General features: G+C 66.3%; 12 protein-coding genes. 1 reads left to right on the top strand and 11 read right to left on the bottom strand.

From position 1 onward, the window contains the following. Positions 1-357: 357 nt before the first annotated feature. The 5 genes from PKO50_RS11680 to PKO50_RS11660 form a co-directional block, all read right to left on the bottom strand. On the bottom strand, positions 358-1,089 hold the full coding sequence (locus PKO50_RS11680; protein ID WP_275629768.1) for a dienelactone hydrolase family protein: 732 nt from the start codon (positions 1,087-1,089) through the stop codon (positions 358-360). Positions 1,090-1,161: 72 nt separating this feature from the next. Then, positions 1,162-3,066 (bottom strand): molecular chaperone HtpG, encoded by a 1,905-nt coding sequence (gene htpG, locus PKO50_RS11675; protein ID WP_275629767.1) that lies wholly within the window; start codon positions 3,064-3,066, stop codon positions 1,162-1,164. A gap of 98 nt (positions 3,067-3,164) precedes the next feature. Continuing rightward, entirely contained in the window at positions 3,165-4,394 is a 1,230-nt protein-coding gene (locus PKO50_RS11670) for an MFS transporter (RefSeq protein WP_275629766.1), read from the bottom strand. 13 nt (positions 4,395-4,407) lie between these two features. Next, positions 4,408-4,854: a PaaI family thioesterase gene (locus PKO50_RS11665; RefSeq protein ID WP_089390398.1), complete on the bottom strand. Its 447-nt coding sequence runs from the start codon at positions 4,852-4,854 to the stop codon at positions 4,408-4,410. Then, positions 4,851-5,318 carry a PaaI family thioesterase gene (locus PKO50_RS11660; protein ID WP_275629765.1) on the bottom strand — a complete coding sequence of 156 codons (468 nt, stop codon included), beginning with the start codon at positions 5,316-5,318 and terminating at the stop codon, positions 4,851-4,853. The genes PKO50_RS11665 and PKO50_RS11660 overlap by 4 nt, the downstream gene beginning before the upstream one ends. 161 nt (positions 5,319-5,479) lie before the next feature. Between PKO50_RS11660 and PKO50_RS11655 the strand changes: the two genes are divergently transcribed. Then, on the top strand, positions 5,480-5,698 hold the full coding sequence (locus PKO50_RS11655) for a hypothetical protein (RefSeq protein WP_009619390.1): 219 nt from the start codon (positions 5,480-5,482) through the stop codon (positions 5,696-5,698). 55 nt (positions 5,699-5,753) lie between these two features. On the opposite strand, the gene PKO50_RS11650 is transcribed toward PKO50_RS11655, so the two are convergent. From PKO50_RS11650 to odhB, 6 genes are all read right to left on the bottom strand, one after another. Then, positions 5,754-6,500 (bottom strand): DUF599 family protein, encoded by a 747-nt coding sequence (locus PKO50_RS11650; protein WP_089390395.1) that lies wholly within the window; start codon positions 6,498-6,500, stop codon positions 5,754-5,756. Positions 6,501-6,951: 451 nt separating this feature from the next. Further along, positions 6,952-8,259: a branched-chain amino acid transport system II carrier protein gene (gene brnQ / locus PKO50_RS11645; protein WP_275629764.1), complete on the bottom strand. Its 1,308-nt coding sequence runs from the start codon at positions 8,257-8,259 to the stop codon at positions 6,952-6,954. 440 nt (positions 8,260-8,699) lie between these two features. Next, entirely contained in the window at positions 8,700-9,581 is an 882-nt protein-coding gene (gene sucD / locus PKO50_RS11640) for a succinate--CoA ligase subunit alpha (RefSeq protein WP_074982640.1), read from the bottom strand. After that, positions 9,581-10,747, bottom strand: coding sequence for an ADP-forming succinate--CoA ligase subunit beta (sucC, locus tag PKO50_RS11635; RefSeq protein ID WP_074982642.1), 1,167 nt, complete (start codon positions 10,745-10,747; stop codon positions 9,581-9,583). The genes sucD and sucC overlap by 1 nt, the downstream gene beginning before the upstream one ends. A gap of 162 nt (positions 10,748-10,909) precedes the next feature. Further along, on the bottom strand, positions 10,910-12,346 hold the full coding sequence (gene lpdA, locus PKO50_RS11630) for a dihydrolipoyl dehydrogenase (protein WP_109937130.1): 1,437 nt from the start codon (positions 12,344-12,346) through the stop codon (positions 10,910-10,912). Between the two features lie 81 nt (positions 12,347-12,427). Further along, entirely contained in the window at positions 12,428-13,663 is a 1,236-nt protein-coding gene (gene odhB, locus PKO50_RS11625; protein ID WP_275629763.1) for a 2-oxoglutarate dehydrogenase complex dihydrolipoyllysine-residue succinyltransferase, read from the bottom strand. Between the last annotated feature and the right edge of the window lie 30 nt (positions 13,664-13,693).

Genomic DNA, 13,693 nt, shown 5'->3' with positions numbered 1-13,693 from the left:
CCGTTGGCCGTGTCTCCGGGACATCTGGCGTGGCCGGCGAATCCAATCGCGGACGGAGTCCGCTCCTACGTCCGTGCTTCCTGGAACCGTAGGAGCGGACTCTGTCCGCGATTCGGCGGATAACGCCGTAGGCGTTATGCGCCCTACGGGGATGGTGTGGGTGGCGTAGGGCGAATAACCGTTCGCGGTTATCCGCCGTTGGCCGCGCCACCTGGGCGTCCGGCGTGGCCGGTGAGTCCAATCGCGGACGGAGTCCGCTCCTACGTCCGTGCTTCCTGAAACCGTAGGAGCGGACTCTGTCCGCGATTTGGCGGATAACGCCGTAGGCGTTATGCGCCCGACCAACTATACCGGCGCTTATTCGCCGAACTTCTCGTCCAGCAGGTCGTACATCGCCTGGAACGCCCGGCGGGCCACCTTGGCGTCGTACTGCATCTTGCCCGGGATCTGCGCCTGCGGATCGGTGAAGGAGTGCGCCGCGCCGCCGTAGCTGGTCAGCGCCCAGTCCACGCCCGCGTCGTTCATCTCCTTGGCGAAGTCGAGCAGTTGCTCGCGCGGCACCAGCGGGTCGATGGCGCCGTCGAGGACCAGCACCGAGCCCTTGATGTTCTTCGCATCCGCCGGGTTGGGCGAATCCAGGGTGCCGTGGAAGGACACCGCCGCGGCCAGCGGCGCGCCGTCGCGGGCCAGGTCCAGGGCACAGCAGCCGCCGAAGCAGAAGCCGAAGGCGGCCAGCCTGGCGCTGTCGAGCGGTGCCTTGCCGGCCTGGGCCTGCAGTGCCTTGAAGGCCCCCTGCATGCGGCGGCGCAGGGCCGCGCGGTCGTTCTTCAGCGGCATCATGGCGGCGCCGGCCTGTTCCGGGCCGTCGGGGCGCACGTCCTTGCCGTAGAGGTCGGCCACCAGCACCACGTAGCCGTGACCGGCGACCTGGCGGGCGATGTCCAGCGCGCCCTGGCTGACACCCAGCCAATTGGGCGCCATCAGCAGGCCGGGGCGCTGCACGGTGCTGGAGGCGTCGAAGACGAGCTGACCTTCGAAGGACACGCCGTCGACTTCATAAGCGACGGGTTGGACGCTGATCTGACTCATGGGTGACTTCCTTCAGTGGGAGTAGGAAAAGCACAAAGCCCGCGTAGGCGGGCTTTGTGTGAGGTTACCGGCTCAGGCGGAAAGTTCCACCAGCAGCTTGTTCAGCCGGCGCACGTAGGCGGCCGGGTCCTTGAGACTGTCGCCGGCGGCCAGGGCGGCCTGGTCGAAGAGGATGTGCGCCAGTTCGCCGAAGCGGTCCTCGTCCGGCTCCGCATCCAGTTTCTCGATCAGCGGGTGGGCCGGGTTGAACTCGAAGATCGGCTTCGATTCCGGCACCTTCTGCCCGCTGGCCTCGAGGATCTGGCGCATCTGCAGGCCGAGGTCGGCCTCGCCGATGGCGAGGATCGCCGGCGAGTCGGTCAGGCGGTGCGACACGCGCACTTCGGCGACTTCCTCGCCGAGGGCGGCCTTCAGGCGCTCCACCAGGCCCTCTTTGGCCTTGGCCACTTCCTCCTGGGCCTTCTTGTCCTCTTCGGAGTCCAGGCTGCCCAGGTCCAGGTCGCCGCGGGCGACGTCGACGAAGGCCTTGCCGTCGAAGTCCGACAGGTAGCTCATCAGCCACTCGTCGATGCGGTCGGTGAGCAGCAGGACCTCGATGCCTTTCTTGCGGAAGACTTCCAGGTGCGGGCTGTTCTTCACCTGCGCGTAGCTCTCGCCGGTGAGGTAGTAGATCTTGTCCTGGCCTTCCTTCACCCGGCCCAGGTAGTCGGCCAGCGACACGCTCTGCTCGCCGGATTCGTCGCTGGTGGACGAGAAGCGCAGCAGGCCGGCGATCTTCTCCTTGTTGGCGAAGTCTTCCGCCGGGCCTTCCTTGAGCACCTGGCCGAAGTTCTTCCAGAAGCCCTTGTAGGCCTCGGCGTCGTTGCTCGCCAGCTTCTCCAGCATGTCCAGCACGCGCTTGGTCAGCGCCGACTTCATCGAGTCGATCACCGGGCCGGACTGGAGGATCTCGCGGGAGACGTTCAGCGACAGGTCGTTGGAGTCGACCACGCCCTTGATGAAGCGCAGGTACAGCGGCAGGAACTGCTCGGCCTGGTCCATGATGAACACGCGCTGCACGTACAGCTTCAGGCCGCGCGGGGCTTCGCGGTGGTACAGGTCGAACGGGGCGCGGCCGGGCACGTAGAGCAGCGAGGTGTATTCCAGCTTGCCTTCGACCTTGTTGTGGCTCCAGCTCAGCGGGTTCTCGAAGTCATGGGCGATGTGCTTATAGAACTCCTGGTATTCCTCGTCCTTGATCTCGGTGCGCGGACGGGTCCACAGGGCGCTGGCGCGGTTGACCACTTCCCATTCCGGCTCGGCCGGCTTGTCTTTCTCTTCGCCGTGGAATTCCTTCGGCAGCTCGATGGGCAGGGCGATGTGGTCGGAGTACTTCTTGATGACGTTGCGCAGGCGCCAGCCATCGGCGAACTCGTCTTCGCCATCCTTCAGGTGCAGGACGATACGGGTGCCGCGCTCGGCCTTGTCGATGGTGGCGACATCGAAGTCGCCCTCGCCTTTCGACGACCAGTGCACGCCCTCGCTGGCCGGTGCGCCGGCGCGACGGCTGAACACGTCGACCTTGTCGGCGACGATGAAGGCGCTGTAGAAGCCCACGCCGAACTGGCCGATCAGGTGCGAATCCTTCTTCTGGTCGCCCGACAGGTTCTTCAGGAAGTCGGCGGTGCCGGACTTGGCGATGGTGCCCAGGTGCGCGATCACTTCCTCGCGGCTCATGCCGATGCCGTTGTCTTCGAGGGTGACGGTCCTGGCGTCCTTGTCGAAGCTGACGCGGATCTTCAGTTCGGCGCCGCCTTCGAGCAGTTCCGGCTTGGCCAGGGCCTCGAAGCGCAGCTTGTCGGCCGCGTCGGAGGCGTTGGAAATCAGTTCGCGGAGGAAGATTTCCTTGTTCGAATACAGGGAATGGATCATCAGGTGAAGCAGTTGCTTCACTTCGGTCTGAAAGCCCAGGGTCTCTTTCTGCGTCTCCACGCTCATAGGTTCTCGCTCCGAGGATGACAAAAGCCGCAGCGGGCGGCGGATGTCAGCGAGATGGGGGCTTCCTGAAGCTTTTCAAGGGTTTGCCGCGACGGACGTCACTGCGGCAGCAACTCGATGGCGCTGATCTCCGAGGGCCGCAGGCTGTAGCTGGCCTGGCCGGCGCCGGTGAGCAGGTGGCGGATGACCACCCGGCCGTTCGGGTCGAGGCCGGTGAACACGCCTTCGGCCACGCGTCCGCGCTCGGTGGTCACGCGCATGCCGCGGTTGACGTAGCGCTGCGGCTCGGCCTGCAGGCGCTCCAGGCTCAACGGCCGCGCCGCGTTGCCGGGCGGGGGCGCGACGGGCTGGGGTTCGGCCGCCGGAGCGTTGGCCTCGGCGCGCGGCGCCAGCTTCGGGTAGCGATCGCCGCGCACCGTCCAGCCGCGGCTGGCGCTGCGCCTGAGTTCCAGGTCCAGGTGCTGGGGCTCGCCGTCCAGGCTGAAGTCCAGCGGCACCTGCAGGATCGGGCCCAGGGGCTCCAGGCGCGTCTCGGGCAGTTCCAGCTGGCGGTCCGGGAAGCGCCGCTGCAGATAGTCGCGCAGGACGTAGGCCAGGGTGTCGGCGGAGTCGAAACGGGTATCCACCTGGCCGTCGCGGTAGCGCAGGCGGTCGGTGTACAGTTCGATGCGGCCGCTGAGGGTGGTGTGGTACTCCGTCGGCAGCACCAGGTGGAAGTCGCCACGCAGGCGGTTGGGCGCCTCGGGCCGCAGGTCCAGGTGCAGGCTGTAGCCGCTGCCCAGGCGCACGGCCTCGGGCAGGTCGGCGCCCGGCGCCAGCCAGCTGACCTCCACCACGGGCCGCGGCCCGCGGTCGTCCGGCAGCACGTCCAGGCGCAGCGCACCCTGCGGCTGGGCCGGCAGGCGGATGCGCACCTCGCGGTGGGCATAGAAGTCCTGGCCCTCGCGCAGGCTGAGCACGCCGTCGATCAGTTCCGCCTGCTGCGGCGCGAAGGCCTGGCCGTCGAGCTCGCCGCGCAGGGCGATGTCCAGCTCCGGCGCCGCCACGGGCCCGCTGCGCAGCCATTGCAGGCTGAGGATGGCTTCCAGCCGCGCGCTGTCGTGGCTGGCGAGCATGGCCAGGCCGACGACCAGGGGGATGCAGCCCAGGGCACCGAGGAACAGCGCCTTGCGCGCGAAGCCCCAGTGCCGCGCCAGGAACACCGGCGCCAGGGGCGGCAGCAGGCAGGCCAGGCCCCACAGCGGGCCGCGCTCGAATGCCAGCATGACCAGCCAGGCGTAGCCGGCCAGCGCCAGCAGCAGCCCGCCGAGGATCAGCAGCGTGTCCATCGCGCCCCGGGCCTCAGGCGCCGTCGACCTTGAAATGCGCCCGCGCGGTGGCGATCGGCTCGGCGCGGCTGGTCTGCCAGGCGGTGATGGCGACGTTGGCCACGCGCCGGCCCTGGCGCCACACCTGGCACTGGGCGTAGGTGTCGCGGAAGTGTCCGGCGCGCAGGTAGTCGACGGAGAAGTCGATGATCTTCGGCAGGTGCGGCACGCCCATGAGCATCAGCAGGTGCAGCATGGCCGCGTGTTCCATGAAGCCGGCGATCACCCCGCCGTGCAGCGCCGGCAGGGTCGGGTTGCCGATGTTGTCGCGGCTGGCCGGCAGGTGGAAGATCACCTCCTCGCCCAGGCGCAGGCAGCGGATGCCGATCAGCCGGGCGTAGGGGATCATCTCCAGCAGCGGGCTGAAGTCGTTGTCCTGGTGCATCTGGCGCAGCAGGCTCTCGATGTTCGGGGTGCTCATGCGCCCTCCCCCTTGCCGCCCGCCGGGCCGCCGACGGCGCCCTTGCCCAGGCGCATGAAGGTGCCGACCACATGGGCGATGGGCTCCTGCGGGTCGTCCTGGTAGGCGATGCCGCGGGTGAAGATGACGGTGGGCGTGACGCGGTAGCACTCGGCGAACCCGAAGATGTCCTTGTGCGGCTCGGCCGGGTGCATGTAGTCGATGCGCAGGTCGAGGGTCGGGCAGATCTCGAACTGCGGCAGCACGCAGATCGTCGAGATGCCGCAGGTGGTGTCCATCAGGGAGGTGATGGCGCCGCCGTGGATCACGCCGGTTTCCGGGTTGCCAACGATCGCTTCGCTATAAGGCAGGCGCAGGGTCAGGCCCTTTTCGTCCGCGGCATGGGCCGCGATACCCAGCACCTGGCAATGGCGCAGGACGGCGAGGAAGCGTTGCGCGCGCTCTAGAATGGACATTTCAGTCATGCGGATCGGGGCCCCGGGATGCTCGATGGCGAATGATACTCCGCCGCCAACGGGCTCTGCAGTGAATAATCGTAGTGCCGGCGCAAACTTGCGTTGAACTTCTGAGGCAAGCCTCAGCTCAAAGGGCTAACACCAGGAACGCCGCACATGGAGGCTCCACGATGAAAAAAACCCTTCCCTTCGCTCTGATGCTGGTTGCAGGCCTGACGCTGGCCGGTTGCGACAAGAAAGAAGAGCCCAAGGCCCCGCCGGCTGCGCCGAGCACCGAGCAGCCGGCGACCCCGGCGCCGACCACGCCGCCGGCCAACGAAGCCGCTCCGGCGCCGACCACCCCGGCTCCGGACACCGCGCCGGCACCGTCCAACGAGGAGCAGAAGTAACAGCCCGCTCCCCGTACAACGCACAAGGCCCGCATTCGCGGGCTTTGTCGTTTCTTCACTCCGGCTCCTTCGCCGGCTCCACCTGGGGCGTGGGGGTGAACACCATCACCTTGAGCACGTCGGAGTGGAACTCGCGCTGGTACAGCACCCCGACCACCCCGGCGGTAACCAGCATGAAGATCCACGGGTTGATGAACCAGGCCAGCATGGCCAGGCCGAAGTAGTAGGAACGCAGGCCCTGGTTGAACTGGTGCGCAGCCATGGACACCACCCGCGCGGCGCGCTCGGCGAAGGCGTTGCGCTCCTGCTCGCCGACGTGGCGCTCGCCGATCATCGGCGCCGAGCCCACCAGCACGGCGGCGAAGTTGTACTGGCGCATGCACCAGCTGAAGGTGAAGAAGGCATACACGAACACCACCGCCAGGCACAACAGCTTCAGCTCCGACAGACCACGGGTCGGCGAGGCCACGAAAGGCAGGTCGGCCAGCACCGACACGGTACGCTCGGCCGAACCCAGCAGGGTGAGGATGCCGGCCAGGATGATCAGGGTGCTGGAGGCGAAGAACGAGGCGTTGCGCTCCAGGTTGCCGATCACGCTGGCGTCGGCCACGCGGTTGTCGCGCAGCAGCAGGCGGCGCATCCAGTCCTTGCGGTACAGGTGCAGCACGCTGGCCAGGCACGCGGTGTCGCGGGCCCTGTGGCTGGCGTAGCGGGCATAGCCGACCCAGCAGAGGGTGAACCAGAGCATGGCCAGCAGGTTCCACAGGTACTGGATATCGAAGAGGTCGACGACGTCGGTCATGGTCTTCCTTGGCGGGCCCTGTCGGCGGGCCCGGCCGTTGATGGGGTAATGGCGGGAGAACGCGGCAGATAGACGCCGGATATTCGCGGGAAGACACGTGATCGCTTCCGATTGCGGAAATGTCCCATGACACCCTGTAGGAGCACGCCCTGCGCGCGAATCGCGGATGAATCCGCTACTACGGTTCCGATGAAACACGGGCGTAGGAGCGGACTCCGTCCGCGATTGGATTCACCGGCCACGCCGGATGCCCCGGTGGCACGGCCAACGGCGGATAACCGCGAACGGTTATGCGCCCTACGCTCCCGCCCCACAGACAAACACGATGTCCCGTAGGATGGCGTTGAGCGAAGCGAAACCCATCCTACGAAAACCGGTTCGCGCGGTGGGCAAGACAGCACAACGAAAAAGGCCGCTTCGCGGGCGGCCTTTCTCGTTGCGGCGGGCCCGGTCAGGCCACGGCTTCGCTGGGCTCGCCCAGCAGGCGGTCGACCACCACCATCACGGCGAGCATGGCCACCGAGGGGATCAGCCAGGCCAGGCCCTGCTCGGACAGCGGCAGGTGGGCCAGCCACTGGGGCAGGTTGAAGCCGGCGCCCTTGAGCGCGTCGACCATGCCGAAGGCCAGCGATACCGCCATCACCGGCGCGACTATGCGTGCCTGCGACTTCCACAGGCCGGCACAGAAGCTCAGCGCCACCAGCACGATGCACGGCGGGTAGATGGCGGTCAGCACCGGCACCGAGAACTGGATCAGCTTGGTCAGGCCGAGGTTGGACACCAGCAGCGAGAAGCCGGCCAGGATCACCACCAGGCTGCGGTAGGACAGCGGCAGGATGCGGCAGAAGTACTCGGCGCAGGCGCAGGTCAGGCCCACGGCGGTGACCAGGCAGGCCAGGGCGATGAGCACGGCGAGGAAGCCGCTGCCCAGGGAGCCGAAGGTGTGTTGCACGTAGGCGTGCAGCACGGCCGCGCCATTGCTGGCGCCGGCGGCGATGTCGTGGCTGCCCGAGCCCAGGCGGAACAGGCTGATGTACACCAGCGCCAGCCCTACCCCGGCGATCAGCCCGGCGATCACCGCGTAGCGGGTGATCAGGCGTGGCGACTGCACGCCGCGGGAGCGGATGGCGTTGACGATGACGATGCCGAAGACCAGGGCGCCCAGGGTGTCCATGGTCAGGTAGCCGTTGATGAAGCCCTGGGAGAAGGCCGCGTGCTCGTAGCTCGGCTCGGCCTGGCCGATGGTGCCGGCCGGCAGCATGAAGGCGGCGATGCCCAGCGCCGCCAGGGCGATGATCTTCAGCGGGGCGAGGAAGCGGCCCACGGTGTCCAGCAGCTTGCCCGGGTACAGCGAGATCACCAGGACCACCAGGAAGTACGCCAGGCTGTAGAGGAACAGCGGCAGCGCGCCGTCACCGGTGAGCGGCGCCAGGCCCACTTCGAAGGACACGGTGGCGGTACGCGGGGTGGCGAACAGCGGGCCCACGGAGAGGTAGCAGACCGCCGCCAGCAGGCCGCCGGCGACGCGCCCGATGGGGTGGCTGAGGGTGTCCATGGCGCCACCGACCTTGGCCAGGGCGACCACGGTGATGACCGGCAGGCCGACCGCGGTGATCAGGAAGCCGAGGGCCGCCATCCATACGTGCGGGCCCGAGTGCAGGCCGACGATGGGCGGGAAGATGATGTTGCCGGCCCCGACGAACAGGGCGAAGGTCATAAAGCCGAGCGCCAGGATGTCCTGGCCTTTCAAGACGTTCATTCAGGGGAATACCACAGTGCTGAAACGGTTTCGTGGCCTGCCAGGGCACAACGGCCGAACGGGCACGGCGCAGCCGCATCGGGGATGCCTGCGTTCATACCTGTACGGGAGATTGTTCTTGGTAGTCCGATAGCAGAGGTTTTCCATGAGCTCGTGGCCCGGTTGCTCCTGCATTCTGGTTGTCCCGCCATCCTTGACGGTCAGGAATCACCGCCGCTCCGGGTAGGAGTTGGCGGTCAGCGCGCCTTCCCTTGTGGGGAACGCAACGCTGGAGATAGTTGCTAGCCTAACGATCTATCCCGATGAACTGCACTGACATACGTCAGCTCGTCCGCGGGATGAAAGGGCGTGTCGCCTGGACGACACTTCTTGCGGCGAGGCGGCAATGCAAGAGGCCACCCGAAGGTGGCCTCTCGCGGACGCTCAGGTAAGCGAAACGCTTACTTGGTCGCCCAGCCGGTCAGCTCGGCCAGGGCCTTGCCGATGTCGGCCAGGGAACGCACGGTCTTCACGCCGGCGTCCTGCAGGGCGGCGAACTTCTCGTCCGCAGTGCCCTTGCCGCCGGAGATGATGGCGCCGGCGTGGCCCATGCGCTTGCCGGGCGGTGCGGTGACGCCAGCGATGTAGGACACCACCGGCTTGGTCACGTTGGCCTTGATGTAGGCAGCGGCTTCTTCTTCAGCCGAACCGCCGATCTCGCCGATCATGACGATGGCTTCGGTCTTCGGGTCTTCCTGGAACAGCTTCAGGATGTCGATGAAGTTGGAGCCCGGGATCGGGTCGCCGCCGATGCCCACGCAGGTGGACTGGCCGAAGCCGGCGTCGGTGGTCTGCTTCACGGCTTCGTAGGTCAGGGTGCCGGAACGCGACACGATGCCCACCTTGCCCGGCAGGTGGATGTGGCCGGGCATGATGCCGATCTTGCACTCGCCGGGGGTGATCACGCCCGGGCAGTTCGGGCCGATCAGGCGTACGCCCAGCTCGTCGCACTTGACCTTGGCTTCCAGCATGTCGATGGTCGGGATGCCTTCGGTGATGCAGACGATCAGCTTGATGCCGCCGAAGGCCGCTTCCAGGATCGAGTCCTTGCAGAACGGAGCCGGAACGTAGATGACCGATGCGTCGGCACCGGTGGCTTCCACGGCTTCCTTGACGGTGTTGAACACCGGCAGGCCCAGGTGGGTGGTGCCGCCCTTGCCGGGGGTCACGCCGCCAACCATCTTGGTGCCGTAGGCGATGGCTTGTTCGGAGTGGAAGGTACCCTGCGAGCCGGTGAAGCCCTGGCAGATGACTTTGGTGTCTTTATTGATCAGGACGCTCATTACTTACCCTCCGCGGCCTTGACGACTTGCTGGGCAGCGTCGGTCAGGCTGGTCGCCGCGATGATGTTCAGACCGCTTTCGGCCAGGACCTTGGCGCCGAGATCGGCGTTGTTGCCTTCCAGACGAACGACAACCGGGATTTTCACGCCGACTTCTTTCACGGCGCCGATGATGCCTTCGGCGATCATGTCGCAGCGGACGATGCCGCCGAAGATGTTCACCAGGACGGCAGCGACGTTGCTGTCGGAGAGGATGATCTTGAACGCTTCGGTCACGCGTTCCTTGGTCGCGCCGCCGCCAACGTCGAGGAAGTTGGCCGGCTTGCCGCCGTGCAGGTTGACGATGTCCATGGTGCCCATGGCCAGGCCGGCGCCGTTGACCATGCAGCCGATGTTGCCTTCCAGCGCGACGTAGTTCAGTTCCCACTTCTGCGCATGGGCTTCACGGGCGTCGTCCTGGGACGGGTCGTGCATGGCGCGCAGCTTGGGCTGACGGTACAGGGCGTTGGAGTCGATGTTGATCTTGGCGTCCAGGCAGTGCAGGTTGCCGTCTTTCTTGATCACCAGCGGGTTCACTTCCAGCAGCGCCAGGTCGTAGTCCTGGAACAGCTTGGCCAGGCCGACGAAGATGTGGGTGAACTGCTTGATCTGGTCACCCTTCAGGCCCAGCTGGAAGGCCAGCTCGCGGCCCTGGAACGGCTGGGCGCCGACCAGCGGGTCGATGGTGGCCTTGAGGATCTTCTCGGGAGTGTCGTGGGCGACCTTCTCGATGTCCACGCCACCTTCGGTGGAGGCCATGAAGACGATACGGCGGCTGGAACGGTCGACGACGGCGCCGAGGTACAGCTCCTTGTCGATGTCGGTGCAGGATTCCACCAGGATCTTGCTGACCGGCTGGCCATTGGCGTCAGTCTGGTAGGTCACCAGACGCTTGCCCAGCCAGTTGGCGGCGAACGCCTTGGCGTCCTCCTTGCTCTTGACCAGCTTCACACCGCCCGCTTTGCCGCGGCCACCGGCGTGCACCTGGGCCTTGACGACCCACTCGGTGCCACCGATTTTCTCACAGGCTTCTGCGGCCTCTTCGGGTGTGTCGACGGCATAGCCCTTGGATACGGGCAGGCCGTACTCAGCGAACAGCTGCTTACCCTGATACTCGTGGAGATTCATGCTTGTCTACCGTTTTTTCGTCTTGGGTATTGCGCATTCGGCGCAGCGCTCGTGGCGCCGCACCACCTGTGACTCCCGCCCTTGCAGGCGGGAATCCGGCGGGATGGTCGCGGCAGCCCCTCGCGAATGACTGCCGCCCTGCCCCGCCGTGGTCCTACCGCCTCAGCGCTTCTTGCGGTTGGCGATGTGGATGGCGTGGCCATTCACCGCCAGGGCCGCTTCGTGCAGCGCTTCGGACAGAGTCGGGTGGGAGAAGACCATCATGCCCAGGTCTTCGGCGCTGGTGCCGAATTCCATGGCGATCGCGCCCTGCTGGACCAGCTCGGCGGCGCTCGGGCCGATCACGTGGACGCCCAGCACGCGGTCGGTCTTGGCATCGGCGATGACCTTGACCAGGCCGGTGGTGTCGTTGGCAGCCATGGCGCGGCCGCTGGCGGCGAACGGGAAGGTGCCGACGTTGACTTCGACGCCTTCGCCCTTGAGCTGCTGCTCGGTCTTGCCGACCCAGGCGATTTCCGGGTGGGTGTAGATGACCGACGGGATCAGGTCGTAGTTCATCTGGGCCTTGTGGCCTGCAATGCGCTCGGCGACCATCACGCCCTCTTCCGAGGCCTTGTGCGCCAGCATGGCGCCGCGGACCACGTCACCGATGGCGAACACGCCCGGAACGCTGGTCTTGCACTGGTCGTCGACGAAGATGAAGCCACGCTCGTCCAGGGTCACGCCGCTGTCGGCGGCCAGCAGGTCGGTGGTCACCGGGCGACGGCCCACGGCCACGATCAGCTTGTCGAAGGTTTCCTTCTGCTCGCCGTTGGCGTCGGTGAAGGTCACGGTGACCTGCTTCTTCTTCACCTCGGTGCCGGTGACGCGGGCGCCCAGGCGGATGTTCAGGCCTTGCTTGGTCAGGACCTTCAGGGCTTCCTTGGCGATCTGCTCGTCGGCGGCCGGGAGGAACTTGTCCAGGGCTTCCAGGACGGTGACTTCGGCACCCAGGCGGGCCCAGACCGAACCCAGCTCCAGGCCGATGACGCCGGCGCCGATCACGCCCAGCTTCTTCGGCACGGCCTGGAATTCCAGGGCGCCGGTGGAGTCGACGATGATGTCGTCGGTCAGCGGGGCCGGCGGGATCTCGACCGGCTTGGAGCCGGAGGCGATGATGATGTTGTCGGCTTCCAGAACCTGGGTCTTGCCGTCCAGGCCGGTCACTTCGACCTGCTTGTTGGCCAGGACCTTGCCGTGGCCTTCGAAGGAAGTCACGCCATTGGCCTTGAACAGGGTGGCGATGCCGCCGGTCAGGTTCTTCACGATGTTGGCCTTGCGGGCAATCATCGCCGGAACGTCCATCTTCACGCCGCCGGTGGAGATACCGTGGACGTCGAAGCCTTCTTTGGCTTCCTTGTACTTCCAGGAGCTGTCCAGAAGCGCCTTGGACGGAATGCAGCCTACGTTCAGGCAGGTACCGCCGAGGGCGACCTTGCCCTCTTTACCGATGTACTTCTCGATGCAAGCGGTCTTCAGGCCGAGCTGGGCGGCACGGATGGCAGCCACGTAGCCGCCGGGGCCGGCACCAATCACAACCACGTCGAATTTCTGGCTCATATCTCAATCCTTATTCCGGTGAAGCGGACGGCCCCTTTCGGGGCCGTCGTGTAGTACGGGGCCGTCGGGTGAAATGACGAATCAGACGTCCAGCAGCAGACGAGCCGGATCTTCCAGCAGGTCCTTCATGGCGACCAGGAAGCTCACCGCTTCCTTGCCGTCGATCATGCGGTGGTCGTAGGACAGCGCCAGGTACATCATCGGCAGGATCACCACCTGGCCGTTAACGGCCATCGGGCGTTCCTGGATCTTGTGCATGCCGAGGATGGCGGTCTGCGGCGGGTTGACGATCGGCGTCGACAGCAGAGAACCGAATACGCCACCGTTGGAAATGGTGAAAGTACCACCGGTCATGTCTTCGATGGACAGCTTGCCGTCCTTGGCCTTCTTGCCGAAGGTGGCGATGCCGTTCTCGATCTCGGCCAGGCTCATGAACTCGGCGTTACGCAGTACCGGTACCACCAGGCCGCGGTCGCTGGACACGGCGACACCGATGTCCTGGTAGCCGTGGTAGACGATGTCGTTGCCGTCGATCGAGGCGTTGACGCCGGGGAAGCGCTTCAGGGCTTCGGTGGCGGCCTTGACGAAGAAGGACATGAAGCCCAGGCGCACGCCGTTGTGCTTCTTCTCGAACAGGTCCTTGTACTTGTTGCGCAGGTCCATGATCGGCTTCATGTTGACTTCGTTGAAAGTAGTCAGCATGGCCATGGAGGACTGGGCTTCGACCAGGCGCTCGGCGACCTTGGCGCGCAGGCGGGTCATCGGCACGCGCTTCTCGACGCGGTCGCCGGCGGCGAACACCGGGGCCTCGGCGGCCGGAGCGGCCGGCTTGGCGGCGGCCGGAGCGGCAGCCGGGGCGTTCTTCTTGGCCTCGACGGCGGCGACCACGTCTTCCTTGGTCACGCGGCCGCCCTTGCCGGTGCCGGCGATGCTGTTCGGGTCGATGCCGTTCTCTTCGGCCAGCTTGCGCGCGGCCGGCGAGAGGATGGCGTCTTCGCCGGCGGCAGCCGGAGCGGCAGCGGCAGCCGGGGCAGCCGCCGGAGCGGCGGCGGCCGGAGCCGGAGCGGCAGCAGCGGCGCCGCCTTCGCTCAGCTTGCCGAGCAGTTCGTTGGAGAGGACGGTGTCGCCTTCGTTCTTGATGATCTCGGCCAGTACGCCGTCGGCCTCGGCCAGCACCTCGATGACCACCTTGTCGGTCTCGATGTCGACGATCAGTTCGTCACGCTTGACGGCTTCACCGACCTTCTTGTGCCAGGTGGCGACGGTGCCGTCGGCGACCGATTCCGGGAAGGTTGGGGCTTTGATTTCGATAGCCATTGTGTGTGTTTCCTTAAATTCGGTATCTAC

The sequence above is a fragment of the Pseudomonas sp. 273 genome, assembly GCF_029201425.1.
In the GTDB taxonomy this organism is placed as follows: domain Bacteria; phylum Pseudomonadota; class Gammaproteobacteria; order Pseudomonadales; family Pseudomonadaceae; genus Pseudomonas; species Pseudomonas delhiensis.
This window is presented reverse-complemented; position numbering and strand designations above follow the sequence as displayed.

Excerpts from the sequence above, each read along its gene's own strand:
- PKO50_RS11680 (WP_275629768.1), bottom strand. The coding sequence starts at position 1,089 with ATGAGTCAGATCAGCGTCCAACCCGTCGCTTATGAAGTCGACGGCGTG.
- htpG (WP_275629767.1), bottom strand. The coding sequence starts at position 3,066 with ATGAGCGTGGAGACGCAGAAAGAGACCCTGGGCTTTCAGACCGAAGTG.
- PKO50_RS11670 (WP_275629766.1), bottom strand. The coding sequence starts at position 4,394 with ATGGACACGCTGCTGATCCTCGGCGGGCTGCTGCTGGCGCTGGCCGGC.
- PKO50_RS11665 (WP_089390398.1), bottom strand. The coding sequence starts at position 4,854 with ATGAGCACCCCGAACATCGAGAGCCTGCTGCGCCAGATGCACCAGGAC.
- PKO50_RS11660 (WP_275629765.1), bottom strand. The coding sequence starts at position 5,318 with ATGACTGAAATGTCCATTCTAGAGCGCGCGCAACGCTTCCTCGCCGTC.
- PKO50_RS11655 (WP_009619390.1), top strand. The coding sequence starts at position 5,480 with ATGAAAAAAACCCTTCCCTTCGCTCTGATGCTGGTTGCAGGCCTGACG.
- PKO50_RS11650 (WP_089390395.1), bottom strand. The coding sequence starts at position 6,500 with ATGACCGACGTCGTCGACCTCTTCGATATCCAGTACCTGTGGAACCTG.
- brnQ (WP_275629764.1), bottom strand. The coding sequence starts at position 8,259 with ATGAACGTCTTGAAAGGCCAGGACATCCTGGCGCTCGGCTTTATGACC.
- sucD (WP_074982640.1), bottom strand. The coding sequence starts at position 9,581 with ATGAGCGTCCTGATCAATAAAGACACCAAAGTCATCTGCCAGGGCTTC.
- sucC (WP_074982642.1), bottom strand. The coding sequence starts at position 10,747 with ATGAATCTCCACGAGTATCAGGGTAAGCAGCTGTTCGCTGAGTACGGC.
- lpdA (WP_109937130.1), bottom strand. The coding sequence starts at position 12,346 with ATGAGCCAGAAATTCGACGTGGTTGTGATTGGTGCCGGCCCCGGCGGC.
- odhB (WP_275629763.1), bottom strand. The coding sequence starts at position 13,663 with ATGGCTATCGAAATCAAAGCCCCAACCTTCCCGGAATCGGTCGCCGAC.